This window comes from Nonomuraea aridisoli, from assembly GCF_003236395.1.
GTDB lineage: Bacteria > Actinomycetota > Actinomycetes > Streptosporangiales > Streptosporangiaceae > Nonomuraea > Nonomuraea aridisoli.
Genome location: NZ_POUD01000114.1, coordinates 1 through 26,242, shown reverse-complemented (window position 1 = coordinate 26,242; position 26,242 = coordinate 1). Strand labels below are relative to the sequence as shown.

General features: G+C 71.3%; 26 protein-coding genes. 16 read left to right on the top strand and 10 right to left on the bottom strand.

Annotated elements, in window-relative coordinates:
- Together C1J01_RS25350 and C1J01_RS25345 are read left to right on the top strand one after the other, a co-directional pair.
- A partial coding sequence (locus C1J01_RS25350; protein ID WP_181448951.1) for a dihydrofolate reductase family protein occupies positions 1 to 407 on the top strand: 407 nt, incomplete at its 5' end.
- A 329-nt stretch (positions 408 to 736) separates the two neighbouring features.
- The gene (locus C1J01_RS25345; protein WP_111181473.1) at positions 737 to 1,618 is read left to right on the top strand and encodes an endonuclease domain-containing protein; all 882 of its coding nucleotides are present in this window, start codon (positions 737 to 739) and stop codon (positions 1,616 to 1,618) included.
- A 197-nt stretch (positions 1,619 to 1,815) separates the two neighbouring features.
- Here the strand turns inward: C1J01_RS25345 and C1J01_RS25340 are convergent, their stop codons facing one another.
- Positions 1,816 to 3,000 (bottom strand): cytochrome P450, encoded by a 1,185-nt coding sequence (locus C1J01_RS25340; RefSeq protein WP_111181472.1) that lies wholly within the window; start codon positions 2,998 to 3,000, stop codon positions 1,816 to 1,818.
- 385 nt (positions 3,001 to 3,385) lie between these two features.
- Between C1J01_RS25340 and C1J01_RS25335 the strand changes: the two genes are divergently transcribed.
- Genes C1J01_RS25335 through C1J01_RS25305 form a run of 7 tightly spaced genes read left to right on the top strand, consistent with a single transcriptional unit; the run spans position 3,386 to position 10,713 of the window.
- Entirely contained in the window at positions 3,386 to 4,231 is an 846-nt protein-coding gene (locus tag C1J01_RS25335) for a fumarylacetoacetate hydrolase family protein (RefSeq protein WP_181448950.1), read from the top strand.
- The gene (locus C1J01_RS25330) at positions 4,228 to 5,517 is read left to right on the top strand and encodes an L-fuconate dehydratase (protein WP_111181471.1); all 1,290 of its coding nucleotides are present in this window, start codon (positions 4,228 to 4,230) and stop codon (positions 5,515 to 5,517) included. The genes C1J01_RS25335 and C1J01_RS25330 overlap by 4 nt, the downstream gene beginning before the upstream one ends.
- The gene (locus C1J01_RS25325; protein ID WP_111181470.1) at positions 5,514 to 6,254 is read left to right on the top strand and encodes an SDR family NAD(P)-dependent oxidoreductase; all 741 of its coding nucleotides are present in this window, start codon (positions 5,514 to 5,516) and stop codon (positions 6,252 to 6,254) included. Before C1J01_RS25330 ends, C1J01_RS25325 begins: the two co-directional genes overlap by 4 nt.
- A 16-nt stretch (positions 6,255 to 6,270) precedes the next feature.
- A complete protein-coding gene (locus C1J01_RS25320; protein ID WP_111181469.1) occupies positions 6,271 to 7,290 on the top strand; it encodes a sugar ABC transporter substrate-binding protein in 1,020 nt (339 codons plus the stop codon).
- Entirely contained in the window at positions 7,290 to 8,771 is a 1,482-nt protein-coding gene (locus tag C1J01_RS25315) for a sugar ABC transporter ATP-binding protein (RefSeq protein WP_111181468.1), read from the top strand. The genes C1J01_RS25320 and C1J01_RS25315 overlap by 1 nt, the downstream gene beginning before the upstream one ends.
- 5 nt (positions 8,772 to 8,776) lie before the next feature.
- Positions 8,777 to 9,757: an ABC transporter permease gene (locus C1J01_RS25310; protein ID WP_111181467.1), complete on the top strand. Its 981-nt coding sequence runs from the start codon at positions 8,777 to 8,779 to the stop codon at positions 9,755 to 9,757.
- Entirely contained in the window at positions 9,754 to 10,713 is a 960-nt protein-coding gene (locus C1J01_RS25305) for an aldo/keto reductase (RefSeq protein ID WP_111181466.1), read from the top strand. The genes C1J01_RS25310 and C1J01_RS25305 overlap by 4 nt, the downstream gene beginning before the upstream one ends.
- Here the strand turns inward: C1J01_RS25305 and C1J01_RS25300 are convergent.
- The 6 genes from C1J01_RS25300 to C1J01_RS25270 form a co-directional block, all read right to left on the bottom strand.
- Positions 10,698 to 11,645: a DNA polymerase ligase N-terminal domain-containing protein gene (locus tag C1J01_RS25300; RefSeq protein WP_111181465.1), complete on the bottom strand. Its 948-nt coding sequence runs from the start codon at positions 11,643 to 11,645 to the stop codon at positions 10,698 to 10,700. The two genes, C1J01_RS25305 and C1J01_RS25300, sit on opposite strands and share 16 nt — an antisense overlap.
- 81 nt (positions 11,646 to 11,726) lie before the next feature.
- Positions 11,727 to 12,407, bottom strand: a complete 681-nt coding sequence (locus C1J01_RS25295; protein ID WP_111181464.1) for a FadR/GntR family transcriptional regulator — start codon at positions 12,405 to 12,407, stop codon at positions 11,727 to 11,729.
- A 25-nt stretch (positions 12,408 to 12,432) separates the two neighbouring features.
- Positions 12,433 to 13,455 carry an MBL fold metallo-hydrolase gene (locus tag C1J01_RS25290; RefSeq protein ID WP_111181463.1) on the bottom strand — a complete coding sequence of 341 codons (1,023 nt, stop codon included), beginning with the start codon at positions 13,453 to 13,455 and terminating at the stop codon, positions 12,433 to 12,435.
- A gap of 38 nt (positions 13,456 to 13,493) precedes the next feature.
- The gene (locus C1J01_RS25285; protein ID WP_111181462.1) at positions 13,494 to 14,609 is read right to left on the bottom strand and encodes a steroid 3-ketoacyl-CoA thiolase; all 1,116 of its coding nucleotides are present in this window, start codon (positions 14,607 to 14,609) and stop codon (positions 13,494 to 13,496) included.
- Between the two features lie 988 nt (positions 14,610 to 15,597).
- Complete coding sequence (locus C1J01_RS25275; RefSeq protein WP_111181460.1) at positions 15,598 to 16,587, bottom strand: sigma-70 family RNA polymerase sigma factor; 990 nt, start codon at positions 16,585 to 16,587, stop codon at positions 15,598 to 15,600.
- A 42-nt stretch (positions 16,588 to 16,629) separates the two neighbouring features.
- A complete protein-coding gene (locus tag C1J01_RS25270) occupies positions 16,630 to 17,220 on the bottom strand; it encodes a TetR/AcrR family transcriptional regulator (protein ID WP_111181459.1) in 591 nt (196 codons plus the stop codon).
- A 118-nt stretch (positions 17,221 to 17,338) separates the two neighbouring features.
- Here C1J01_RS25270 and C1J01_RS25265 point away from each other — a divergent pair, with 118 nt between their 5' ends.
- A complete protein-coding gene (locus C1J01_RS25265) occupies positions 17,339 to 18,163 on the top strand; it encodes an SDR family oxidoreductase (RefSeq protein WP_111181458.1) in 825 nt (274 codons plus the stop codon).
- A 30-nt stretch (positions 18,164 to 18,193) separates the two neighbouring features.
- Here C1J01_RS25265 and C1J01_RS25260 read toward each other — a convergent pair whose 3' ends face one another.
- Positions 18,194 to 19,135, bottom strand: a complete 942-nt coding sequence (locus tag C1J01_RS25260; RefSeq protein WP_220040089.1) for an NADP-dependent oxidoreductase — start codon at positions 19,133 to 19,135, stop codon at positions 18,194 to 18,196.
- 77 nt (positions 19,136 to 19,212) lie between these two features.
- Positions 19,213 to 19,800, bottom strand: a complete 588-nt coding sequence (locus C1J01_RS25255) for a TetR family transcriptional regulator (RefSeq protein ID WP_111181475.1) — start codon at positions 19,798 to 19,800, stop codon at positions 19,213 to 19,215.
- 241 nt (positions 19,801 to 20,041) lie between these two features.
- Between C1J01_RS25255 and C1J01_RS25250 the strand changes: the two genes are divergently transcribed.
- Genes C1J01_RS25250 through C1J01_RS25230 form a run of 5 tightly spaced genes read left to right on the top strand, consistent with a single transcriptional unit; the run spans position 20,042 to position 24,633 of the window.
- Entirely contained in the window at positions 20,042 to 21,016 is a 975-nt protein-coding gene (locus C1J01_RS25250; RefSeq protein ID WP_111181456.1) for an acyl-CoA dehydrogenase family protein, read from the top strand.
- The gene (locus tag C1J01_RS25245) at positions 21,016 to 22,170 is read left to right on the top strand and encodes an acyl-CoA dehydrogenase family protein (protein WP_111181455.1); all 1,155 of its coding nucleotides are present in this window, start codon (positions 21,016 to 21,018) and stop codon (positions 22,168 to 22,170) included. Before C1J01_RS25250 ends, C1J01_RS25245 begins: the two co-directional genes overlap by 1 nt.
- A complete protein-coding gene (locus C1J01_RS25240; protein WP_111181454.1) occupies positions 22,167 to 23,090 on the top strand; it encodes a bifunctional MaoC family dehydratase N-terminal/OB-fold nucleic acid binding domain-containing protein in 924 nt (307 codons plus the stop codon). Before C1J01_RS25245 ends, C1J01_RS25240 begins: the two co-directional genes overlap by 4 nt.
- On the top strand, positions 23,087 to 23,473 hold the full coding sequence (locus C1J01_RS25235; RefSeq protein WP_111181453.1) for a MaoC/PaaZ C-terminal domain-containing protein: 387 nt from the start codon (positions 23,087 to 23,089) through the stop codon (positions 23,471 to 23,473). The genes C1J01_RS25240 and C1J01_RS25235 overlap by 4 nt, the downstream gene beginning before the upstream one ends.
- Complete coding sequence (locus tag C1J01_RS25230) at positions 23,470 to 24,633, top strand: lipid-transfer protein (protein ID WP_111181474.1); 1,164 nt, start codon at positions 23,470 to 23,472, stop codon at positions 24,631 to 24,633. Before C1J01_RS25235 ends, C1J01_RS25230 begins: the two co-directional genes overlap by 4 nt.
- A gap of 3 nt (positions 24,634 to 24,636) precedes the next feature.
- Here C1J01_RS25230 and C1J01_RS25225 read toward each other — a convergent pair whose 3' ends face one another.
- Positions 24,637 to 25,095 carry a carboxymuconolactone decarboxylase family protein gene (locus C1J01_RS25225; protein ID WP_111181452.1) on the bottom strand — a complete coding sequence of 153 codons (459 nt, stop codon included), beginning with the start codon at positions 25,093 to 25,095 and terminating at the stop codon, positions 24,637 to 24,639.
- A 92-nt stretch (positions 25,096 to 25,187) separates the two neighbouring features.
- On the opposite strand from C1J01_RS25225, the gene sigJ reads away from it, so the two are divergent.
- Positions 25,188 to 26,066 (top strand): RNA polymerase sigma factor SigJ, encoded by an 879-nt coding sequence (gene sigJ, locus C1J01_RS25220; RefSeq protein ID WP_111181451.1) that lies wholly within the window; start codon positions 25,188 to 25,190, stop codon positions 26,064 to 26,066.
- Positions 26,067 to 26,242: the final 176 nt, after the last annotated feature.

The window sequence follows — 26,242 nt, the reverse complement described above, 5'->3', positions numbered from 1 at the left end:
TCCTCGAAGGGCGCCGCAGCTACGACATCGGACTGAAGGCCGGCATCACCGACGCCTTCCCTCACCTGCGCCACCTGGTCTTCTCCCGGACCCTCACCGAGAGCCCCGACCCCGCCGTCGAGCTGGTCGCCACCGACCCCGCCCAGACAGTGCGCGACCTCAAACGCCAGGACGGTAAGGACATCTGGCTGCTCGGCGGCGCCGAACTGGCCGGTGCGCTCTACCAGCAGATCGATCAGCTGATCCTCAAGGTGGGCGCACTGACCGTCGGCGCCGGCATCCCGATGTTCTCCCGCACCGCCACCTTCGACCCCCGCGCCTGGAAACTCAGCGATCACACCGTGCTCGACAGCGGTGCCGTCTTCCTCACCTACAACCGCCTCACCCAAACCGCCGCTGTCGCCTAGGGACGTGGGTCAACGACCCCGCTCCGCCAGGTCAGCACAACGACACACCAGGCCGGCCTGGGGCCTTTCCACCGCGACGGCGCCGCCATCGCTGGACACCATCCACGACACCGGCTCGTCGGCGGCCGCCGCCCGCTCAGATCGGTGGAGCGGAGGCAGCGCACCTGACATGGCTGACATACCGGAAGACCCCTGGATATCTGTCTGGCGCATGCCTGACTACCGTAAGTCGGTCGGACGGCGCGGAAAGCTTGTGGACAAGCGGTCGTCGTCCACAGAACCGCGTTCGGGTGTCTCGCGTCCCGCCCGGCTGCGGGATTCTCCCGGACATGAACCCGTCGCTTCCCGCCCAGCCCTCGCTCCGGCTCTGTTCCGACACCTCCGGGCGGCCACCGGACGAAGGCCACCCAGAGGCCGCGCCGCCCTCGCTGATCCGGCGGACGCGGCGGGTGACGCGGGCGGTCCTGCAGGCCGTGGCCTGCCGGCAGACCGCGGCGCACGTGTGGGGCCTCCAGGTGCTCCCCGTGCCGGAGGCCGACTGGCCGGTGGAGGTCGTCGCCCCCGGCCACGTCGCGCTCTCGGGCTGCGTCACGTACGTCGTGCCGCTCCCGGAGGCGGACGTCACCGAGCACGAGGGCATCCGGCTCACCACCAGGGAACGCACGGCCCTCGACTGCGCCCGTGCGCTGCCTCGGATGGAGGCGGTGGCGATCCTCGACCAGTTCGCCCGTCAAGGGGTCGATCTGGCGGCCCTGTGGCACCGGCCGCTCAACTCCTGGCGGCTGCGCGGCACCCTCAGCCTCGCCGACCCCGGGGCCGCGTCGCCCCGGGAGAGCCGGCTGCGGGTCATCCTCATCGAGGGCGGCCTGCCGCGTCCCGCCACGCAGATCAGGGTCGCCCTGGGCGGCGACCGGTGCGCGTACCTCGATCTGGGGTGGGAGGAGTTCAAGGTCGCGGTCGAGTACGACGGGCGCCGGCACCACACCTCGCCCGCCGACCTCAGGCGCGACGCCGACCGGCGTGCGGAGCTACGGCGGCGCGGCTGGCGGGTGATCGCCGTCCGGTGGGACGTCGTGCCCGGCCAGGGCGCCGACCTGCTCCACTGCGTGGCCGGCGCCCTGATCGAACGCGGCTGGCGACCCGGCCCGGAGGGCACCACCCGCATCCTGCGCCGCATCAGGGCCGCCCGCCGCCGCTCCCGCTACCGCTGAGCCGCCCAGCATCCGGCTCCCCTCGGCCTCCGGGCGTCACCGAGCGCACCGGCGGGCGCGCAGACGTCCGTCAGGAGATCTGACGTGGCGCCGCCACCTCGAACGACGGTCGGTAGCGGGGGCGTAGCGGCATCGGCGCCCTGGTCGGCCTGCCCGCCGGCCGGCTCGGCGACCGGCGGGGGTCGTGCGGGCCGGGGTCAGTTGATGGAGACCGGGAGCTCCTTGATGCCGTTGATGAAGTTCGAGCGGAGCCTTCTCGCCTCGCCCGTCTGGCGGAGGCGGGGGTAGCGGCGGGCCAGTTGCTCGAACAGCACGCGCAGTTCGAGCTTGGCCAGGTGGTTGCCGAGGCAGAAGTGGGCGCCGCCCCCGCCGAAGCCGATGTGCGGGTTCGGGTCGCGGCCGATGTCGAAGACGTCGGCGTCCGGGAAGACGGAGGTGTCGCGGTTGGCGGAGGAGTAGAAGACGACCACCTTGTCGTCGGCCTTGATCTCCTGGCCGCCGAGCACCTGGTCGCACGTCGACGTACGGCGGAACAGGTTGACCGGTGACACCCAGCGGACGATCTCGTCGGCGGCCGTGGAGGCCATGGTGGGATCGGCGGCCAGACGGTCCCACTGCTCGGGGTGCTCGAAGAGGGCGAGCATCCCGCCCGAGGCCGCGTTGCGGGTCGTCTCGTTGCCGGCCACGGCGAGGAGGAGGACGAAGAGGTTGAACTCGTTCTCGTCGAGGGTCTCGCCGTTCTCGTCGGGCTGGAGGAGCTTGGTGACGATGTCGTTGCGCGGGTTCGCGCGGCGCTGGACGGCGAGCTCGTTGGCGTACGCGTAGAGCTCCATGGCGGCTCCCGAGCCCTCCTCGGGAGAGGAGGCGTAGTCGGGGTCCTGGCTGCCGATCATGCGGTTCGACCAGGAGAACACCTTGTCGCGGTCGGTCACCGGAGCGCCGAGGAGTTCGCAGATCACATAGAGGGGCAGGGGCGCGGCGACCTCGGTGACGAAGTCGACCTCGCCGCTCAGATTGTCGAGGAGGTCATCGCAGATGTCGCGGATGTGCTGTTCGAGGGCGTTCATCGCGCGTGGGGTGAAGCCCCGGTTGACCAGGGAGCGCCGCCGCGTGTGCTCCGGCGGGTCCTGGTTGAGCATCATGAGCCGCTGCATGGCGAGCTGCTCCTCGCCGACCTCGTCGAAGAGCGCGAGCCTGCGGGCGGAGGAGAAGAGATCGGAGTGCCGTGAGACGTGCACGACATCCTCGTAGCGGGTCACGGCCCAGAAGCCGGGCTCGCCCTCGTGCCAGTGGACGGGCGAGTTCGCGCGCAGCCAGGCGAGCTGGTCGTGGGGCGGTCCACCGGTCGCGTATACGTCCCGGTCGACGAGGTCGATGTGCACGCGGTTTCACCTCTGATGATCAAGCGCTTGGTCAGGTGTACTGAAACGTGTTCTATTACGTTGCTGTACGGCCGTCAAGGACGGCACGAGCTCGTTCCTGATCTTGCCGTAGGCGGGGTATGGCGTGCGTAAGGGCGTTCTGCCTGCCGCGACGAGGTGCCGGAGCACGCGCGGTTTGTCGTCCGACGTTTTGGTGGGCGACGTTTCGGCCGTGTGAACGCACTCATCGGCCCGGTCGATCGGCCCCACCTGCCCGAATCATCGGCCATAGGAGTTTTCCGAGGTCACGGATCGGACGTATCCCCCTCGGCACCCTTGACACGCTCCGCCTCGCCGCACGAGCATCAGGGGCAGAGACATCCGATGTATCAGAGAAGGATGCGGTGTGAAGCTGCTGCGAGTAGGACCTGTCGGACACGAGCGGCCGGTGGTGATGGACGCCGCCGGAGCCCTGCGCGACATCGGTGAGCCTGAGATCGACGGGGCTTTCCTCGCTTCCGGGGGAGTCGAGCGCGTCCGCGAGGCGCTCCAGCGCGGCGCTCTGCCCGTCGTCGACGCGGAGGGGCTGCGGATCGGCGCCCCGATCGCGCGCCCCGGGAAGATCGTCTGCATCGGGCTCAACTACCGTGACCACGCCGCTGAGTCGGGGGCCGAGGTGCCCGCCGAGCCGGTCGTGTTCATGAAGGCCAGCAACACGATGGTCGGCCCGTACGACGACGTGCTCATCCCCAAGGGCAGTGTGAAGACCGACTGGGAGGTCGAGCTCGCCGTCGTCATCGGCAAGGAGGCGCGCTACCTCGGCAGCCGGGAGGAGGCGCTCGGTGTCATCGCGGGCTACGCCGTCGCCAACGACGTCTCCGAGCGCGAGTTCCAGCTGGAGCGCGGCGGCCAGTGGGACAAGGGCAAGTCGTGCGAGACGTTCAACCCGCTCGGGCCCTGGCTGGTGACGCCCGACGAGGTCGGCGACCCGCAGGACCTGCCGCTGCGCCTGTGGGTCAACGGCGAGCCGCGCCAGGACGGCACCACCAAGGACATGATCTTCGATGTCGCCGAGGTCGTGCGCTACCTGAGCCGGTTCATGGTGCTGGAGCCGGGCGACGTGATCAACACCGGCACCCCGGCCGGCGTGGCCATGGGCATGCCCGGCCAGCCGTACCTCCGGGCCGGCGACGTGGTGGAGCTCGAGATCGGCGGGCTGGGGCGCCAGCGCCAGAAGGTGGGGCAGGCATGAGCGCGTACCGGATCGTCGGGATGGAGACGCACGACGTGCGTTTCCCGACGTCCCGGGAGCTCGACGGCTCCGACGCGATGAACCCCGACCCCGACTACTCCGCCGCCTACGTCGTGCTCAGGACCGACGACGGCCACGAGGGGCACGGGTTCGCGTTCACGATCGGGCGCGGCAACGACGTCCAGACGGCGGCCATCAGCGCGCTGGAGCCGTACGTGGTGGGCAAGGACGTCGAAGACCTCGGCGCCCTCTATCTCGACATGGTCAACGACTCGCAGCTGCGCTGGCTGGGCCCGGAGAAGGGCGTCATGCACATGGCGATCTCCGCCGTGGTCAATGCCCTGTGGGACCTCAAGGCCAAGCGCGCGGGCAAGCCGTTGTGGCGGCTGCTGTCCGAGATGTCGCCTGAGGAGATCGTCGAGCTCATCGACTTCCGCTACCTGAGCGACGCACTCACGAAGGACGAAGCCCTCCAGATCCTGAAAAGTCAGGAAAAGGGGAAGCAGGAGCGGATCGCCTACCTCATCGAGCACGGCTACCCCGCCTACACCACCTCCCCTGGCTGGCTCGGCTACGACGACGAGAAGCTGCGCCGCCTCTGCAAGGAGGCGCTGGAGCAGGGCTTCGGGCAGATCAAGCTCAAGGTCGGCGCCGACCTCGACGACGACCGCCGGCGCCTGCGGGTGGCCCGCGAGGTCTGCGGGCCCGGCTTCCCGATCGCGATCGACGCCAACCAGCGCTGGGACGTCGGCTCGGCCATCGAGTGGGTGAACGCGCTGCGCGAGTTCGACCCGCACTGGATCGAGGAGCCGACCAGCCCCGACGACGTGCTCGGCCACGCCGCCATCGCCCGGGGCATCGCGCCGATCCCGGTCGCCACCGGCGAGCACGTCCAGAACCGCATCGTGTTCAAGCAGCTGCTGCAGGCCGAGGCCCTCTCCTACCTGCAGATCGACTCCGCCCGCGTCGGCGGGGTCAACGAGAACCTCGCGATCCTGCTGCTCGCGGCCAAGTTCGGCGTGCCGGTGTGCCCGCACGCGGGCGGCGTCGGGTTGTGCGAGCTGGTGCAGCACCTGTCGATGTTCGACTACGTGGCGGTCACCGGCACCATGGACGGCCGCGTCATCGAGTACGTCGACCACCTCCACGAGCACTTCGTCGACCCGGTCGTCATCCGCGCCGGCCGCTATGCCGCTCCGTCCGCGCCGGGCTTCAGCGCGCAGATGCACGCGGAGTCGATCGCCGCCCACACCTTCCCCGACGGTGAGGTCTGGAGGACCGCATGACACAGCAACTGAAGGCCCTCGTCACCGGTGGCGGCTCCGGCATCGGCCTGGCCGCCGCGCACGCCCTCGCCGCCCGCGGCATGAAGGTCGCCTGCCTCGACCTCAACCCGCCCGGCGAGCCGTTCGTCGGGATCAAGTGCGACGTCACCGACGACGCCGGGGTGCGGGCTGCGGTGGCCGAGGCGGCCGAGCGGCTGGGCGGCCTCGACGTGCTGGTCAACAACGCCGGCATCGGGGCGCAGGGCACCGTCGAGGACAACCCCGACAGCGAGTGGCACCGGGTGTACGACGTCAACGTGGTCGGCATGGTGCGGGTGACGCGGGCGGCGCTGCCGTACCTGCGCAGGTCGGAGCACGCCTCGATCGTCAACACCTGCTCGGTCGCGGCGACCGCCGGGCTACCGCAGCGGGCGCTCTACAGCGCCACCAAGGGCGCGGTGTTGTCGCTGACCCTCGCGATGGCCGCCGACCACATCCGAGAGGGCATCCGGGTCAACTGCGTCAACCCGGGCACCGCCGACACCCCGTGGGTGGGCAGGCTGCTGGATGCGGCCGACGACCCCGAGGCGGAGCGGGCGGCACTGAACGCCAGGCAGCCGATGGGCCGCCTGGTCAGCGCGGAGGAGGTCGCCGCGGCGATCGCCTACCTGGCCGGCCCCGAAGCCGGCGCGACCACCGGCACCGCCCTCGCGGTCGACGGTGGCATGCAGGGGCTGCGGCTCCGGCCATCCCACTAAGGAAGGAACACCCCCCATGAAGTTCGGACCGGTGGTCGCGGTGGCCGCCCTCGTGGCGCTCACCGCGTGTGGCTCAGGAACGTCGACGGAAGGAGGAGGCGCCAGCACGAGGATCGGCATCGATCATCCGAGGGCCGACTCCGACTTCTGGAACTCCTACATCAACTACGTCCCGCAGATGGCCGACGAGCTCAAGGTCGACCTCATGCCGGCCACCAACTCACAGAACGACGTGAGCAAGCTCGTCAACAACGTGCAGGCGCTGGTCGGCCAGGGAGCCAAGGTGATCGTCATGGCGCCGCAGGACACCGGCGCCGTCGCCAACACCCTCCAGCAGCTGGAGAACAAGAAGATCCCGGTCGTGACCGTCGACACCCGCCCCGACAAGGGCAAGGTCTACATGGTCGTACGCGCGGACAACCGCGCGTACGGCACCAAGGCGTGCGAGTTCCTCGGCGAGCAGCTGGGCGGCGAGGGCAAGGTCGTGCAGCTCCAGGGCGCGCTCAGCTCGATCAACGGCCGTGACCGGTCCGAGGCGTTCCTGGAGTGCATGAAGACGAAGTTCCCCGGCATCACGGTGTTCAGCGAGCCGACGGAGTGGGAGGGCAGCAAGGCGGCCTCCATGCTCCAGACCCGCCTGGAGCAGAACCCCGACATCAAGGGGATCTACATGCACGCGGGCGGCGTGCACCTGGCTCCGACGCTGCAGGTGCTCAAGCAGAAGGGCCTGCTCGTGCCGCCGAGCGACCCCAAGCACATCTTCGTGATCTCGAACGACGGCATCCCGCAGGAGTTCGAGGCGATCCGCAAGGGCGACATCGACGCCACGGTGTCGCAGCCGGCCGACCTCTACGCGAGGTACGCCCTCTTCTACGCCAAGGCCGCGGCCGAGGGCAAGACGTTCAAGCCCGGTCCGACCGACCACGGCAGCACGATCATCCAGCTGCCGAACGGCCTGGAGGACCAGCTCCCGGCGCCGCTCGTGACGAAGGAGAACGTGGACGACCAAGCCCTCTGGGGCAACCAGGTCAAGTAATGAAATTTCACGTTGAAGCCCGAAATGTCGTCAAACGTTTCGGCCCGACCATCGCGCTCGACGGCGCGCGGATCGCGATCACCGAGGGCGAGACCCACGCGCTCGTCGGCAGGAACGGCGCCGGCAAGTCCACCCTGGTCTCGATCCTCACCGGCCTCCAGGGGGCGGACGAGGGCGAGGTGCTGTTCGCGGGCGAGCCGGCGCCCGCCCTCGCCGACCGCGACGCCTGGCGGCAGCGCGTCGCCTGCGTCTACCAGAAGTCCACGATCATCCCCGCGCTCACGGTCGCCGAGAACCTCTTCCTCAACCGCCAGTCGTCCGGCGGCACGTTGATCAACTGGCGGGCGCTCCAGGTCCGGGCCCGCGAGCTGCTCGACACGTACGAGGTCGACGTCGATCCGCGGGCGCTGGCCGGAGACCTCGGCGTGGAGCAGCGCCAGCTCGTGGAGATCGCCCGGGCGTTGTCGTTCGGCGCCCGGTTCATCATCCTCGACGAGCCGACCGCCCGGCTCGACGGCCCGGCCATCGAGCGGCTGTTCACGCGCATGCGCTCGTTGCGTGAGCAGGGCGTCACGATGATGTACATCTCCCACCATCTCGACGAGGTCTACGAGGTCTGCCAGAGCGTCACGGTCTTCCGCGACGCCCGGCACATCATGACCAGGCCGGTCGCCGACCTGCCGCACGACGAGTTGGTCGCCGCGATGACCGGGGAGGCCACCACGGCGTACGAGGCCCGCCTCCACACCCCCGGCGACGACGTGGTGCTGTCGGGCGAGGGCCTCACGCTGGCCGGCCGCTACACCGGCGTCGACGTCTCCGTACGGTCGGGCGAGGTCGTCGGCCTGGCCGGCTCGGCCGGCAGCGGCAAGGTGAGCGTCGCCGAGACCCTGGCCGGGCTGCGCAGGCCCGACGCCGGCACGGTCACCGTCAACGGCACCCGGGTCAGGCCCGGCGATGTGACCGCGGCGATGCGGGCCGGGCTGGGGTTCGTCCCGGAAGACCGCCATCACGAGGGGTTCGTCCCCTTGTTGTCGGTCGGCGAGAACGCCACGTTCCCCATCGCCCGCAAGCTGGGCCGCTACGGCGTCGTGTTCCCGCGACTGCGGCGGGCCAAGGCCGAAGAGATGATCGGCGCGCTCGACATCAAGACCGAAGGCCCCGACCAGCCGGTCGGCGACCTGTCCGGGGGCAACGCGCAGAAGGTCGTGTTCGCCCGGGCGCTCGTCGACGACCCCAGAGCGCTGGTCGTGATCAACCCCACCGCGGGCGTCGACGTCAAGGCCAAGCAGGCGCTGCTCGGCGCCGTCGAGGACGCGGTCGAGCGCGGAGCGGGCGCCGTCGTGGTCTCCGACGAGCTCGACGACCTGCGGATCTGTGACCGGGTGCTGGTGATGTTCCACGGCAGGGTCGTCAAGGACATGCCGCGCGGCTGGACCGACCACGAGCTCGTGGCCGTGATGGAAGGCATAGAAGATTGACCACTTTGACTGCACCGTCCCCCCGGGTGCGGCTGGCCAGGTTCCGTGACCTGACCCTCGTGCCGGTGATCCTCCTCCTGCTGATCGTGGGAGCGGTCCTCGATCCGACGTTCCTGACGGCGGGCAACCTGACGAACGTGCTCCAGCAGCAGTCGGCGATCTCGCTGCTCGTGCTCGCCGAGGCGATGATCCTGATCGCCGGGAAGTTCGACCTGTCGCTGGAGTCGACGGTCGGCACCGCACCGGCCATCGCGGTGATGCTGGTGGTCCCGGTGGCGGCGGGCGGCTTCGGCATCGGGCTGCCCGGCGTGCTGGTGATCCCGCTCGCGCTGCTCATCGGCGCGGCCATCGGGGCGTTCAACGGTTTCCTCATCGTCAGGTTCCAGCTGTCGGCGTTCATCGTGACGCTGGCCATGCTGATCATCGTGCACGGCTTCCTGCAGGGACCCACCGAGGGCAAGACGCTGTTCCAGCTCCCCGATTCGATCCTCTACCTCGGCAGCGCCGTGTGGCTCGGCCTGCCCGCCGCCGTGTGGATCGCCGGGGTGCTGTTCGCCGCGGGCATCTTCGGGCTCGGCTACCTCAGGCTCGGCCGCGCGCTCTACGCCATCGGCGGCAACGCCGACGCCGCCCGCGCCGCGGGCATCCGGGTCGACCGCGTGCTCTACGGCGTGTTCATCATGGGAGGTATGCTCGCCGCGCTGGCCGGCATCCTCGAGACCGGGCGCCTCGGGGCCATCGGCAACAACATGGGCGTCGGCTGGATCTTCATGGTGTTCGCCGCGGCCGTCATCGGCGGCGTCAGCATGGACGGCGGCAAGGGGACGATCCTCGGCGCGCTCACCGGCGTGCTGGTGATCGGCCTGGTCCAGAACATCCTCACCCTCATCGGCGTCTCCGGCTTCTGGCAGCCGGTCATCTACGGCTCGATCATCCTGGTCGCCCTGATGATCAGCCGGATAGCGGGCGGAAAGGCACAAGATTGACCAAGAACCTCAACGTCGAGCTGCCACGCCACGGGCTCGGCGGCGCCCCGCTCGGCAACCTGTTCGACACCGTCCCGGACGAGCAGGCGCGCGCCACCCTCGACGCCGCCTGGGAGAGCGGGGTGCGCCTGTACGACACCGCGCCCCACTACGGGCTCGGCCTGTCCGAACGCCGCGTCGGGTCGGCGCTGGCCGGCCGCTCGGGCTACGTGCTGTCCACCAAGGTCGGCCGCCTGCTGGTGCCCACCGACGCAGGTGACGCGCCCGACGACGACCACTTCGCCGTGTCCGCCGGGCTGCGGCGGGTGTGGGACTTCTCCGGCGACGGCGTGCGCAGGTCGCTGGACGACTCCCTCGAACGCCTCGGGCTCCCGGCCGTGCACATCGCGCTCATCCACGACCCCGACGACCACGTGGAGCAGGCCATCGCTGAGGCGTACCCGGCGCTGGCCGAGCTGCGCGACGAGGGCGTGGTGCGGGCCATCGGCGTCGGCATGAACCAGTGGGAGGCGCCGCTGCGCTTCGTCCGCGAGACCGACGTCGACGTGGTCATGCTGGCGGGCCGCTACACGCTGCTCGACCAGTCGGGCCTGCCGCTCCTCGACGAATGCTGCCGGCGCGGCGTCCGGGTGATGGCGGCCGGGGTGTTCAACAGCGGCATCCTCGCCACGCCGGAGCCGTCGGGCACCTTCGACTACCAACCGGCGCCGTCCCCGCTGGTGGAGCGGGCGCGCCGGATCGCCGAGGTCTGCGACCGCCACGGGGTCACGCTGCCGCAGGCGGCCATGGCGTTCCCGCTGCGCCACCCGGCCGTCGCCACGATCGTCGTGGGCGCCCGCGCCCCGGAGGAGGTCACGGCCAACGCCGCCCTGTGGTCCCGCCCCGTCCCCGACGACCTCTGGGACGACCTCATCGCCGCCGGCCTGCTCCCGAAGAGCGCTCAGGAGGGGATGTAGAGCCAGGACGACGAGGGGCCGGGCTCGTACGGCGAGTCGAGGCGTTTGGCGACGACGCCGGGCAGGCCCTGGCCGCGGGCGGCCTCGCGCACGGGGCCCGCCTCGCCCGGCCACGACGGGGCGGTCTGCCAGTGGGCGCCGTTCAGGTCGAGCGCCTCCAGGGCCGCGCGGCGGGCGGTGTACGGCTCCTCGACCAGCGACCGCCCGTCGTCGTAGAGCAGGTCGTAGAAGACGAGGATCTCCGCGCGCCCGAGCGTGGCCACCTCGCCGTCCAGCACGGCCGTCCGGCTGCCGAACGACGCCGCGAGGCCCCGCAGCCACGGGTGCTCCCTGGCGGCGTCCGTACGGCCGCCGTCGATGGGGACCAGCAGGCGGCGCCCTCCCCAGGCGAACTCGAAGGCGTAGGCGGAGACGTCCTTCGGGGGACGGGCGCGTTCGACCGGCAGCATGGGCGCCACCTCGGGGAACGGGTCGCGTACCGCCGAGCCCATGCGGTGGATCATCCAGTTGTCGCCGCGCGTCCTGAAGAGCACGAACCGGCCGGAGGCGCGCCGGCCGTTCAGGACGACCTTGACCTCGCTGTCCGACCACTTCTCCGTCCGGTACGTGCCGGTGTCCCAGACGGTCATGGTGCCGCCGCCGTACTCGCCCTTCGGGATCTCGCCGTGGAAGGTGAGGTACTCCATGGGGTGGTCCTCGGTGTGCACGGCCAGGTGGTTGATCTCGGGATCGGCCGGCAGCCCCTTGGGGACCGCCCAGGAGACCAGGACGCCGTCGCGCTCCAGGCGCAGGTCCCAGTGCAGCGACCGCGCGTGGTGCTCCTGGATGACGAACGCGTTCCCGTCGGGGGAGGTGGACTCGGCCTCGGGGACGGGCTCGGGGGTACGTTTCGGGTCGCGCTTGCTCCGGTATCGCTCCAGTTTGTCGGCCACGGCACCGGTCCTACCCGCTGACGCCGTCCCTGATCTGAGGCCGGGCCACGGTTACGCGACGCCGGCCGCATTCGTCCGATGTCAGTCGAGCTCCAGCGCCCGGCGCAGCCACGACTCCACGCCCGCCACGTGCACGGTGGCCCAGGACCGCGCCACGTCGCTCTGGCGGGCGGCGATGGCCTCGTAGATCGCGGTGTGCTGCTCGCGCGTCTTCTCCATCGCCCCCTCCTGGGTGAGCCCGCGCCAGATCCGGGCCCGCGTGGTCGGGCCGGCCAGGCTCTCGATGAACGAGCAGAGCACGGTGTTGCCCGACCCCTGCGCGATGCGGTGATGGAACTCCAGATCGTTGGCCACCAGCTCCTCGACCGTGGGCTCGGCGGGCAACGACTCGAGGATCACCCGCAGCTGGTCGATGTCGGCGTCGCTCATCAGCTTGGTCGCCATCGCCGTGGCGGCGGGCTCCAGGATGCGGCGGACCTCGAAGAACTGCAGCACCGTGTCGTCGCGGTGCAGGTCGAGCACGAACGACATGGTGTCCAGCAGCAGCCCGGGCTCCAGGCTGGTGACGTACGTGCCGTCGCCCTGGCGCACGTCGAGCACGTTGATCAGCGACAGGGCGCGCACGGCCTCGCGCAGCGAGTTGCGCGACAGGCCGAGGCGTACGGCGAGGTCGGCCTCCTTCGGCAGCCGGTCTCCTGGGGCCAGCTCGCCGGAGAGGATCATCTGCTTGATCTTGTCGATGGCCGCATCGGTGACCGCCACGCTTTTCTCCCTAGACATCGGATGTCTAGGAGTCTAGAGCGTGGAAGCGGACCGGATCGACACCTGCCAGGCGGGCGGCCCGGCCCCTGGCCTCCAGGGCGCGCAGATGGGCCGCGGCCTCGCCGGCCGCCATGCCCCGCAACATGGGGGGCAGGTCGGCCCACGGCTTGTTCCAGGTCATCATCGAGGCGACCTCCCAGATGGTCAGCGGCTCCGCCCGTTCGGCGAGGAGGGCGTGCAGCCGGTCGAGTTTCTCCTCGTGATGGTGGCGGATCTGCTCGGCCCGTGCCGCAACATCCGGAAATATCCACTCATGGGCGGGAAGGGCGTCGATCGCGCCCAGCTCGCCCACCCGGTCCAGCGACTCCAGGAAGTCGCCCAGCGGATCGACGTCGTCGCGGTCGTACGGATAAATCCCGATGTGCGGGGTGATGGCGGGCAGGACGTGGTCGCCGGTGAACAGCCGGTCGGCGTCCTCCAGATGCAGGCAGATGTGCCCGGGCGTGTGGCCGGGGGTGTGCACGGCGCGCAGCTTGCGTCCCGGCAGGTCGACCAGGTCGCCGTCACGCAGCTCGCGGTCGGGCTCCGCCGGCGGCGTGGGACGGGAGCCCGCCGCTTGCCGCATCTCACCGGGGTCGGCGCCGGCCCGCCGCAACATGTCGGCCTGGAAGGCGTCGTGCTCCTGGGAGGCGTGCGCGTTCATCATCCTGACCAGCTCGGCGTCGCTCTCGTGCATGGCGATCCACGCGCCCGAGGCCTCCCTGACCTGGCCGGCGAGCCCGGCGTGGTCGGGGTGGAAATGGGTGACGACCACCCCGCGCACCCCCGCCACGTCGAACCCGAGCGAGCCCAGGCCACCGCTCAGCGCCTCCCAGGCGTCCGGATGGTTCCACCCGGCGTCCACCAGCACCGGCCCTCCCGGCGACTCGACGGCGTAGACGAGCGTGTAGCCGAGCGGATTGCCGGGAATCGGCACCGGCACGCTCCACACTCCGCCGCCGAGGTCCTGCGGCCGCTGCTCCGCGTACGGCCTGCGCCTGGTCTTCATCTGCTCCCCGATCGTGGTACGAGTTCGCGCGGGCCGGGTCAGCTCACGCGTTCCAGGATGGTGGCGGTGGCCAGCGCCCCGCCGGCGCACATCGTCACGAGCGCCGTGGCCGAGTCGGACCGTTCGAGCTCGTGCAGCGCCGTGGTGATCAGTCTCGCCCCGGTGGCGCCGACGGGATGGCCGAGCGCGATCGCGCCGCCGTTGACGTTCACCCGGTCGAGGTCGGGCTCGTGCACGCTCGCCCACGACAGGACGATCGAAGCGAACGCCTCGTTCACCTCGAACCTGTCGATGTCGCCGATCGTCATCCCGGCCTGCGCGAGCACTCTCGCCGTCGCGTCCACCGGCCCGTCCAGGTGGTAGTACGGCTCCGAGCCGACCAGCGCCTGGGCCAGGATCCGCGCCCTCGGGCGCAGCCCGTGCCGCCGTGCAGCCTCCTCGCTCATCACCAGCACGGCCGCCGCGCCGTCGGAGATCTGCGACGAGGTGCCGGCGGTGTGCAGGCCGCCGTCCAGCACCGGCTTGAGCGCGGCCAGGCCCTCGACGGTGGTCTCACGCAGCCCTTGATCCTTGCGGACGTCGCCGACAGGCACGATCTCCCGTTCGAACCGCCCGTCGGCCCACGCCTTGGCCGCCAGCCGCTGCGACCGCGCCCCGAACCAGTCGAGCCGCTCCCGGATCAGCCCGCGCCGCTGCGCGATCCGCTCGGCGGCGGTGAACTGGTCGGGCAGGTCGATGCTCCAGTCGTCCGGCCGCGGCTGGGCGGGCAGCACGTTGCTGCCGAGCGGCGCCCGGCTCATGACCTCGACCCCGGCGCCGACGCCGACCTCGATGGCGCCCGCCGCGATCATCGCCGCCGCCAGATGCACCGCCTGCTGCGACGAGCCGCACTGGGCGTCGATCGTGGTGACCCCGGTCGCGTACGGCAGCCCGGCGTAGAGCCAGGCGTACCGCCCGACGTGGCCGCCCTGCTCACCGGCCTGGGTGACGCAGCCGGTGAAGACCTGCTCGACGGCCGCAGGTTCGATCCCGGAACGCTGGACGAGCCCGCCGAACGCGGTGGCCAGAACCTGTTGCGGCTTGAGCCCGGACAACCAGCCCGCGCGCTTGCCGATGGGAGTACGTACGGCCTCGACGATCACCGGTGTGCCCACAGCCACCTCCAGAACGATGCTCTGGCGTGACTGTAACGGGTTCTACTTTATCCCGAAAGGCTGTGCTTACGGCCGCGTGCTTATGGCCGCGTGCTTATGGCCGCACTCCGTGCGGCGTGCTCGGTCGCCCTGGATGCCGTCGCCTTCCCCCGCTCCGCTCGCTCCGCTCCTCCAGGCGCCGGCAGCTCCCTCGCGTGTTACTGGGCCTCGCGTGTTACTGGGCCTCACTCCGCAAGGCCGGCTCGGTGGCTCTGGTTGCCGTCGTGTGCTTGTGGCCGCGCTTCGTGCGGTGTGTTCGTCGCTTGGCTGCCGTTGCCTTCCCCCGCTCCGGTCGTTGTGCTTCTCCTGTCGCCGGCAGCTTCCTCGCGGCCCACGCTGCAGTCGTTGCGCTCCTTCAGACGCCCACAGTTCCCTCGCGAGGCCGATCTAGAGTCGGGGACTGTGACGTTACGGGGCCGGTTTGCCGCAGGGGGTTGGCGTAGTGGCGTGGCGCGTGCCGCGGCGGTCGTGGCCGGGCTGGTGGTACTGGCCGGATGCGGGTGCCAGGTCGAGAGGCGTCACGTGGTGATGCCGTCGCCCGACGCGTCGCCGGAGCAGGTGGTACGGACGTGGCTCGACGCGATCATCGGACGGGACGAGAAGACGGCGCGCGCTCTCATGATTCCAGGGGAGGGTTTGCGCCTGGAGTTCGAGGACCCGTACGGCCCCTTTCAGAACTGGCCTCGGTGAGCAACGTCAGCGTCGGGCGTCCGAAGAAGGACAGGCACTGCCCGAGAGACGAGACGTGCGTGAAGCTCTTCGTCTCCCTCGACCGTTCTGAGTTGCCCTCGCCCCACGTCGTGTTCAACCCCGCGCCGACCCTCAACCCGCGCCCCCGCAACCCGCGCTGGCCCTCAACCCGTGCGGCCCTCAACTCGCGTCGTATTCACCCGGCGCTGTGCGCCTCCGTCGTGTTCGTCTCGCGGTCCGCGGTGAGTCGCTTCGGGGCTCAGGGGGCGGTGGGCTTGGCGGCCTCTTCGGGGAGGCTGAAGATGTCGAACAGGGTGGTGTCGAAGAACATGGCCACGTGGCTGACCAAAGCGCCGGTGAAGGTGAGCACCATGATGGCGAAGCGTCGGTGGGCGTCGCCTTCGCGGAAATAGACGGCGAAAGACGTCTGCCCGTTGGCCGCTATGGGGACGAATTTGAGGTCGCCGGCGCGTTCGGCCGGGCAGTGGGTCCTGGTGAGCTCGGCGATCGCCTCGGGGCCCTGGTACCAGCCGACGAAGGGAGGCATCTCCCAGACGGCGTCCTTGGTGAACAGGTCGACGAAGGCGTCGACGTCGTAGTTTTCGAACGCCGCGACGTAGCGGTCGAGCTGCGCGCGCTGCTCCTGCGTCAGCGGCTCCACCGGGTCGTCGGGGCTCGGGGAGGCCTGGCTGAGCTGGGCGCGAGCCCGCTGCAGGATGCTGTTGACCGCCGCCGTGGACGTGCCGACCGCCTCGGCCACCTCGGCGGCCTTCCACTTGAGCACGTCGCGCAGGATCAGCACCGCGCGCTGCCGGGGCGGCAGGTGCTGCAACGCCGCGACGAACGCGAGCCGGATGCTCTCGCGCGAGGTCACGATCGCGGCCGGGTCGTCGCCGGCCGCGCCCACCATCGTGTCGGGCACCGGCTCCAGCCACGGCACCTCGGCATCCTGCACCAGCGGCGCGCTCGCCTCCTCGCTCGGCGCGCCCAGCCCCGTCGGCAGGGGACGTCTGCTGCGGCTGTCGAGCGCGGTCAGGCACGCGGTGGTGGCGATGCGGTAGAGCCACGTACGCAGCGAGGAGCGCCCCTCGAACCCCTCGTAACCCCGCCACGCGCGCAGGTAGGTCTCCTGCACGAGATCCTCGGCGTCGTGGACCGACCCCATCATGCGGTAACAGTGGGCCAGCAACTCCCGCCGCATGGGATCAGCCTGCCGGAGGAAATCCTCGTTCGTCGGCTTGTCGCTCATAGCCCCCTGTATAGCCGCCCCCACCGACAGAAAACGACGCCGCTAGGAGTCTGAGGGGCGACGCGGGGTGATGAGGCGGGTCACGGCTTCGCGGAGGCTGTGGCGGCGTTGTCCGGCGCGGGCCGGGTCGTCGGCGCCCGCGAGGTCGCGCAGGGCGGGGGAGGCCTGGCTCCAGCTCTGCACGAGGCCCAGAATGAGGGCCAGGACGTCGGCGGGCGCGTGCGTGGAGCCCGGGGCGAGCGTGGCCTGGGCCTGGGCGACGGCGTCGACCTTGCGGCGGTAGGCGTCGTACTCGATGTCCGAGGCCTTGATGCCTTCGAGGTTGCGCCAGGTCAGCAGGCGGCCCACGGTGGGGTGGGCCTCAAGGTAGTCGTAGAGGGCGACGGCGTAGCCGGGCAGGTCGTCCTGCGTGATCGGGACGACGTCGATCATCGTTTCGACGTCGCGGACGATGACGGCGTCGAAGAGGCCCTCCTTGTCGCCGAAGTAGATGTAGATCAGCCGCTTGTTCACCCCGGCGCGCTCGGCGATGCGGTCGACACGGCCTCCCGCCAGCCCGTGCTGCTGGAACTCCTCTACGGCGGCGTCGAGCAGTCGCGCCTTGGTGGCGGCGGACTGCTCCGCCTTGGTCATGCGTGCCACGAAATCCTCCAGACCTCATCGGGCGGGGAGCGGGAACCCGACGTTTGGATGTTCCCCATCTGGTTAGTGTATGGTCCGAAGAAGTTCTCCAACTAGTTAGGTACTGAAGATGGCAACCACCTGGTTCATCACCGGCACGTCCCGTGGCTTCGGCCGTGAGCTGGCCGAGCAGGTGCTGGCCCGCGGGGACCGCGTGGCCGCGACCGCCCGCAGGCCCGAGCAGCTCGACGATCTGGCCGAGCCGTACGGCGACCGGCTGTGGCGCCGCGCCCTGGACGTCACCGACACCGCCCGGCTCCGTGAGGTCGTCGACGCCGCGTTCGCCGAGCTCGGCCGCATCGACGTGGTCGTCTCCAACGCCGGATACGGCATCATGGGCGCGGCCGAGGAGCACACCGACGCCGAGGTCGAAAGCCTCGTCGCCACCAATCTCACCGCGAGCATCCACCTGGCTCGCGCCGTCACCCCGCACCTGAGGGCCCAGGGCGGCGGGCGCATCGTGCAGGTCTCCAGCATGGGCGCGCACATCGCGTTCCCCGGCTTCTCGCTCTACCACGCGAGCAAGTGGGGCATCGAGGGGTTCTTCGCGGCGTTCGCGCCGGAGGTGGAGCCCTTCGGCATCCGCACCGTCCTCGTCGAGCCCGGCATGATCGCCAACACCTTCTACGACGCCGTCCAGACCACCGACCCGCTGCCGGCCTACGCCGACCGCTCCGACATCGCGCGCGGCGACGTGGACCCGGCGGACCTGATCGGCGACCAGACGAAGGTCGTCGCCGCCATGATCGAAGCGGCTCTCGCCGCCGAGCCACCGCGCCGGCTGCTGCTGGGCTCCGACGCCTACGCCCTGGTCCGCACGGCCCTCGCCGACCGGCTCGCCGAGGTCGAGGCCCAGAAGGACCTCGCCCCCAGAACGGACGCGGCCCACGCCTGACCGCCCAGGCGCGGGGGCGCGTGTGGGTGATCAGTGCGGGACGGTGAGGACGATCTTGCCGGTGGTGCGGTTGGTCTCGCCGAGCTCGTGGGCCTTGACGGCGTCCGCGAGCGGCATGGCGGCGGCCACCTCCGCGCGCAGGGCGCCCGCGTCCACCAGCGCGGCCAGCGCCCGCATCGCGCCGTAGTCGGGCTCGACCAGGATGGCCTCCGACCGGATGCCCAGCTCGTGCGCCCGCGCGTGCAGGCCCGGGTCGAGCAGGCTGATCGCGAGCGAGACGATCGTGCCGCCGGGCCGCATGGTCCGCAGCGAGCGCGGCCCGTAGTCGCCGCCGATCGTCTCCAGCACCACGTCCACGTCGCGGACGACCTCGGCGAAGTCCTGCTCGCGGTAGTCCACCAGCTCGTCGGCGCCGAGCCCGCGCAGGAAGTCGTGCTTGGCCGCGCTGGCCGTGCCGATCACGTAGGCACCGCGCGCCTTGGCGATCTGCACCGCGAGGTGCCCGACGCCACCGGCGGCGGCGTGGACGAGCACCCGCTGGCCCGACTTCAGCCCGGCCACGTCCACGAGCGCCTGCCAGGCGGTCAGCCCGGCCAGCGGGATCGCGGCGGCGTGCACGTGGTCGACGGAGCGCGGCTTGCGCACGAAGTGGCGCGACGGCGCGGTCACGTATTCGGCGAACGCCCCGTGACCCTGCGGGTAGCGCAGCATGCCGAACACCTCGTCGCCCGGCCGGTAGAGCGCCTGCCCCAGGCCGGACTCCTCCACCACGCCCGAGACGTCCCAGCCCAGCACGAACGGCGGCCTCAGCGGCAGCACCCCGCCGCTCGCCCGTGTCTTCCAGTCGGTCGGGTTGAGGCCGGCGGCCTCCACGCGTACGAGCACCTCGGTGGGGCCGGGGACCGGCTTGTCCACCTCGACCATCCGCAGCACCTCAGGACCGCCCAGGGCGTCCTGGCTGATCGCCTTCATCGTCTTCATGGGTTCCAGCCTGCTGGCCGGGCGTCCGGTACGCGAGGGGGCAGGAGGCGGCGATGGGTAAAAACCGGTCAGAAGTCGGCGAAGAGGCGGGTGGCGGCGGTCTCGATGCGCCGCTGGATCTGGTCGTACGTGCGCCGCCCGCGCAACATCTCCAGCAGCTCCTGCACCCACACGCTGGCCAGCGAGCCGGCGAGGTCGATCTGCTCCTCGCTCGCGGCCTCCAGCGTCAGCCCGTCGGCCGAGACGCGCAGCAGCAGCCCCGTCATGCGGTCGCCGAACGGCGTCTCGACGTCGGCCATGATCAGCGACCGGATGAGCGCGTCGGCCAGCTCGGGCTCGCGCATGAGCCCGCGGGTGGCCCTCATGAGCACGTCGACCGCACGGCTCGCCGGGGTGACGGCCCCGGGCGGGCGGCGGTCGATGCTGCTCTCCAGCAGGTCGAGCTCCTCGCCGACCACGGCCACGACGAGATCCATCTTGGACGGGAAGTAGCGGTAGAGCGTGCCGAGCGCCACGCCCGCGCGCTCGGCGACCGTGCGCATCTGCATGGCCTCGACCCCGCCGCGTGAGGCGAGGGCGGCGGCGGCCTGGACGATGCGCCTGCGGCGCTGGTGCTGGCTGCGCGTACGGACGCTCTGCGCGGGGTGGCTCTCCATGGTCGCCTCGATGTCGCTGGAGGGCGCGGCGACGGTCGCGTGCGTGGGACGCATGAGAACACGTTATCTGATTTCACGAAGGCACGGCTTGTTACCAGCGAGTCACAAAGAAGCCGAATAGGCCCATGTCCCCGGCGTTACAGCCATATATCGCGCATTATCGACGCAGGGCGTCGCTGGACAGAGATTGGAATCTGTTCTAGTTTCCGAATCGGCTTACCTAGCGCTTGCTGGAGGACCCGTGGACTTCAACCTGGACGAAACCCAGCAGGACCTCAGGAAGCTGGCCGCCGACGTCCTCGCCAAGGAGGCGGACGAGGAACGGCTGCGCCAGGCCGGGCTGCTGGGCGTGTGCGTGCCGGAGGAGGCGGGCGGCGCCGGGCTCGGCCCGGTCGAGATGGCCGTGGTGCTGCGCGAGGCGGGCGCCCGTGCGGCGCCGGTGCCGGCCCTGCCCACGCTGGCCGGCACGCTCGCCCTGGCCCGCCACGGCGACCTGGACCAGCAGTGCCGCTGCGGCGACCGGGTCACCCTCGCGCTGCGCGAGCCAGGCCGCGCCCTGGCAGAACCGCCCCGGACGGCCGCGCGCTGGGCGGACGGCGCCTGGACGCTCACCGGCCGCAAGGTCACCGTGCCGTACCCGGGGGCGGCGACGCTGGTCACCGCGGACGAGGGGCTGTTTCTGGCGGAGCCGACGTCCACGGTCCAGGAGTACACCTCCACGGGGGAGCCCGCCGCCACGCTGGTGTTCGACGACGCCCCCGCCGAGCGGGTGGCCGGGATCGAGGCGGCCGCCGACACCGTGCGCGTCTTCACGGCCGCGGCCGCCGCCCAGGCGAGCGGCGTGCTGGCCGGCGCGCTGGAGCTGACCACGTCGCACGTCAGGACGCGCCGGCAGTTCGGGCGGGCGCTGGCCGAGTTCCAGGCGGTGACCATGCAGGTCGCCGACGTCTACATCGCCGGACGGGTGCTCGACGTGGCCATGTGGGCGGCGGTCTGGCGGCTGGGGGAGGGACTGCCGGCCGAGCGGGACGTGGCGCTGGCCGCGTACCACGCCTGTGCGGGGTTCACCGCGCTCTACACCTGCCAGCACCTGCACGGCGGGCTCGGGCTCGACGTGACGTACCCGCTGCACCGCTACTTCGCCCAGGGCAGGCACCTGACGCACCTGCTCGGCGGCGCCGACGCCCAGCTCGACCTGATCGGAGCGCTCGTCTGATGCTGATCGACCTGACCGCCGAGCAGCGCGGGCTCCGCGACGAGCTGCGCGCGTACTTCCGGACCTGCCTCACCACCGAGCAGCGGGCCGAGATCGCCCAGGACCCGTTCGGCGAGGCGTACATGGAGCACTGCCGGCGGCTCGGCCGCGACGGCAAGCTCGGCCTCGGCTGGCCGAAGGAGTACGGCGGCAGCGGCTACGGCCCCCTGGAGCAGCAGATCTTCGCCAACGAGATCGCCCGCGCCGGGGTGCCGTACCCGATCATCACGGTGCAGACCGTGGGGCCCACCCTCATGCAGTACGGCACCCAGGAGCAGAAGGACCTCTTCCTGCCGCGCATCCTCGCCGGAGAGTGCCACTTCGCGATCGGCTACAGCGAGCCCGAGGCGGGCACCGACCTGGCCTCGCTGCGGACGACCGCGGTGCTCGACGGCGACCACTACGTCGTCAACGGCCAGAAGATCTTCACCAGCGGCGGCCACCACGCTGACCACATCTGGCTGGCCGTCCGCACGAACCCCGCGGCGAAGAAGCACAAGGGCATCACCATGATGATCGTCTCCACGGACGACCCCGGCTTCTCGTGGACCCCGATCATCACCATGGACGGCCGCCACCACACGAACGCGACGTACTACTCCGACGTGCGCGTCCCGGTGGACATGGTGGTCGGCGAGGTGGACCGCGGCTGGGACCTCATCGTCAACCAGCTCAACCACGAGCGCGTGACCCTCGGGCCGGCCGGCGGCCTCGGCCACACCTACGACCGCTTCCTCGCCTGGGCCCGGCGCACGGGCCTGGAGGGCGAGCCGGACGTGCGCCGGGCGCTCGCCCGCGTGTGGGCCGCGTTCCGCACGAACGAGCTGCTCAACTGGCAGGTCGCGGCGAACATGGACCTCGGCTGGCTGGGCGCCCCCGACGCCTCGGCCACCAAGATCTACGGCTCGGAACGCACGCAGGAGGTCGGCCGGATCGTCGCCGACGCCCTGGCCCGCCACGGCGACCCATCCGACCCGGAGACGGCCGAGCTGCTCGAACGCATGGACCGCGGCGCCAAGGGCGGGCTGGTGCTGACGTTCGGCGGCGGCGTGAACGAGGTGCAGCGGGAACTGATCGCCATGCTCGGCCTGAACCTGCCGAGGCCGCCGCGATGACGGGCACACCGACGGGCACACCGACGGGCACACCGACGGGCACACCGACGGACACGCTGCACGAGCTCGCCGCCAAGCAGGCGGCCCTCGGCGAGGTGCGCGGCGCCCCCGGCCCCGACCCGGTGAACGCCCCCATGATCCGGCACTGGCTGACCGCCATGGGCGATGCCAACCCGCTCTACCTGGAGCAGGGCCTCGCCCCGCCCGCCATGGCCCAGGTGTGGACCATGGACGCGCCCCGCGACCGCTCGCCGGTCGACGACGTGCTGGCCGCGCTCGACGCCGCCGGCTACACGGGCGTGGTGGCGACCGACTGCCGGCAGACCTACCACCGCTACGCCCGCCTCGGTGAACGGCTCACGCCCGCCACCCGCTTCACGGACCTCGCCGGCCCCAAGCGCACGGCCCTCGGCGTGGGCTTCTTCGCCACCTGGAACGTCACCTGGTACGACGCGGACGACCGTCCGGTCACCGAGATGCTCTTCCGGGTGCTCAAGTTCCGCCCGCCCGAGGTGGCCCAGCCGTATCCGCTGCAGCCCGTGGTCAACCAGGACACCGCGTTCTTCTGGGAGGGCGCGAAACGGGGGGAGCTGCGCATCCAGCGGTGCGGCGACTGCGGCGCGCTTCGCCACCCGCCCGGCCCGATGTGCCCGGCCTGCCGCTCGACGGCCCGCACCCACGCGGTCGCGACCGGCCGCGGCACCCTCTACAGCTACGTCGTGCACCACCACCCGCCCGTGCCGGGCCGCGAGACGCCGTTCGTGGTGGGCGTGGTGGAGCTGCCGGAGGGCGTACGGATCGTCGGCAACGTCGTGGACTGCCCCGTCGAGGAGGTCGAGGTCGGCATGCCGTTGCGTGTGACGTTCCGCCCGATGGACGACCGGCTCGTCCTGCCCCTGTGGACCCCGGAGGAGGCATGACGTCCGAGACGCTGCCCGAGCTGGCCATCGACCTCACGCCCACGCTGATCATCTCGACCGCCCTGGCCACCCGCGACTTCACGCCGGTGCACCACGACACCGCCCTCGCCCGCGCCCAGGGCTCGAAGGACGTCTTCCTCAACATCCTGACCACCATGGGGCTCGTCCAGCGGTTCGTCACCGACTGGGCGGGGCCGCGGGCCGTCGTGGAGCGCATCGACGTGCGGCTCGGCGTCCCGGCGTACGCGGGGGACCGGCTCACCTTCGGCGGGACGGTCACCTCGCGCGAGGGCGGGCGGGTCACCGTGCGGGTGCGCGGGCGGGTGAGCCTGGGCGACCACGCCACCGGCACGGTCACGCTGAAGGAGGACGGACGGTGCTGAGCGGGCGCGCCGCCGTCGCGGGCATCGGCGCCACGGAGTTCAGCAAGGAGTCGGGACGCTCCGAGCTGCGGCTGGCCGCCGAGGCCGTGCTGGCGGCGCTGGACGACGCCGGCCTGTCGCCGGCCGACGTGGACGGCATGGTCACCTACAGCCAGGACGCCAACCAGGAGATCGCCGTGGCCCGCGAGACGGGGGTCGGCGACCTGACGTTCTTCTCCCGCGTCGAGTACGGCGGCGGCGCGGCCTGCGGCACCGTCGCGCACGCGGCCATGGCCGTGGCCACCGGCCTGGCCCGCACGGTCGTCTGCTACCGCGCCTTCAACGAGCGCTCCGGCCGCCGCTTCGGCCAGCCGAACGCCGGCCTGAGCGGCGAGCCCACCTCGCAGGGTCTGGAGATGAGCTGGCACGTCCCGTACGGGCTGATCACCCCGGCCGCCTGGGTGGCCATGTTCGCCCGGCGCTACCTGCACGTGTACGGCGCCACCTCCGAGGACTTCGGCCGCGTGGCCGTGACCATGCGCCGGCACGCGGCGACCAACCCGGCGGCCTGGTTCCACGGGCGGCCGATCACGCTGGAGGAGCACCAGGCGTCCCGGTGGATCGCCGAGCCGCTGCACCTGCTCGACTGCTGCCAGGAGAGCGACGGGGCGGTGGCGCTGGTGGTGACGTCCGCCGAACGCGCCCGCGACCTGCGCCGCCCGCCCGCGCTGATCAGGGCCGCCGCCCAGGGCTCGGGGGCGGGGCAGATGATGATGACGAGCTACTACCGCGACGACATGACCGGCTTACCGGAAATGTCAGTGGTGGCTCGCCAATTGTGGGAAATGTCGGGACTGTCCCCGTCGGACGTCCAGGCGGCCATCCTGTACGACCACTTCACCCCGTTCGTCCTCACGCAGCTCGAAGAGCTCGGCTTCTGCGGGCGCGGCGAGGCCCCCGGCTTCGTCCGCGACGGCGGCATCGCCCTGGACGGGCCCCTGCCGGTCAACCCGCACGGCGGACAGCTCGGCGAGGCGTACATCCACGGGATGAACGGCATCGCCGAGGCCGTCCGCCAGCTGCGGGGCGACGCGGCCAACCAGCTCGCGGGCGTGACCAACGTCCTGGTCACCGCAGGGACGGGGGTGCCCACGAGCGGGCTGATCCTGTCGTCGGGGTGACGCTCAGCCGTTCCACGCGCCCGCGACCTGGCGGGTGGCGGCGTTGAGCCGGTTCCACACGTTGATCGTGGCGATGGCGGTGAGCAGCGCGGCCAGCTCGGTCTCGTCGAAGTGGTCGGCGGCCCCGTTCCACACCTCGTCGTTCACCGCCTCCGGCCGGTCGCTCAGCCGGGTGACGGCCTCCGTCAGAGCGAGCGCCGCACGCTCCGCGTCGCTGTAGTACGGCGCGTCCCGCCAGCCGGCCACCGTCCAGATCCGCTCGTCGCTCTCGCCGTTCTTCTTCAGGTCGCGGGCGTGCATGTCGAGGCAGACGCCGCAGCCGTTGATCTGGCTCGCGCGCAGGTAGACGAGGTCGAGCAGCGCCTTCGGCAGACCGGCGCCCTCGATGCTGCGGCCCAGCGCGTGCAGGGCCTGCATGGCGCCGGGCAGGACGGCGGCGGGGTGCTTCATCCGTGCGTGCATGGTGGTGTCCTCAGGGTCGCGGGCGGCACGAGCGCGGTCGCCCGGTTGGATATGTCAGAACAACGACGCTCCGCGGAGAAGGAATGTGACAGATGGCCGACCATGAAGATCTGTTCGAGGCGCACCGGGGCCAGCTGCGAGCCGTGGCGTACCGGATGCTCGGGTCGGTCAGCGAGGCCGACGACGCGGTGCAGGAGACCTGGCTGAGGTTCGAGCGCACCGACACCAGCGAGGTGCGGAACCTGGCCGCCTGGCTCACGACCGTGGTGGGCCGGGTGTGCCTCAACCTGTTGCGTTCGCGCGAGACCCGCCGTGAGGAGCCGCTGGAGATCCGGATGCCCGACCCCGTGATCACCGGGGCCGAGGGCGCCGACCCCGAGCAGGAGGCGCTGCTCGCCGACTCGGTGGGGCTCGCGCTGCTCGTCGTCCTGCAGACGCTGGACCCGGCCGAGCGGCTGGCCTTCGTGCTGCACGACATGTTCGCCGTGCCGTTCGACGAGATCGCCCCTGTCCTCGATCGCACGCCGGCCGCCACCCGGCAGCTCGCCAGCCGCGCCCGCCGCCGTGTGCAGGGCGCCGACGTGCGGCCCGATCCCGACGTGGCGCGGCAGCGGGAGGTGGTGGAGGCGTTCCTGGCGGCCTCGCGGGGCGGCGACTTCGACGCGCTCGTGGCGGTGCTCCACCCCGACGTCGTGCTCAGGACCGACTCCGGGCCCGTCGCGGGGGCGTGGAACGAGCTGCGCGGGGCGCTCACCGTGGCCAGGCAGGCGTTCATGTTCCGCAGGTTCGCCGAGTTCGCCGCGCCGGTGCTGGTCAACGGCGTGCCGGGCGTGCTCACCGTACGGGACGGCCGGCCGCTGTCGGTCATGGCCTTCACCGTCGCCGGCGGCAAGGTCGTCGCGCTGGACATCCTCGCCGACGCCGAGCGGCTGGCCCGGCTCGGCGCGGCGGGCCTCGCCGAGGAGGCGTGACCGTCAGGGGCTCTGGAAGCTCGCCATGGAGAAGAACACGATCATGGCGATCGCCACGCAGATGAGGAACCCGACCGCCTCCCACGCCCAGTCGTGGTGGCGGTCGCGGCGCCGGCGCGTCTGGGGCCGGGCCTGCTGGGGGCGGCGCCTGGCGACCGGACGGGAGCGCACCGGGC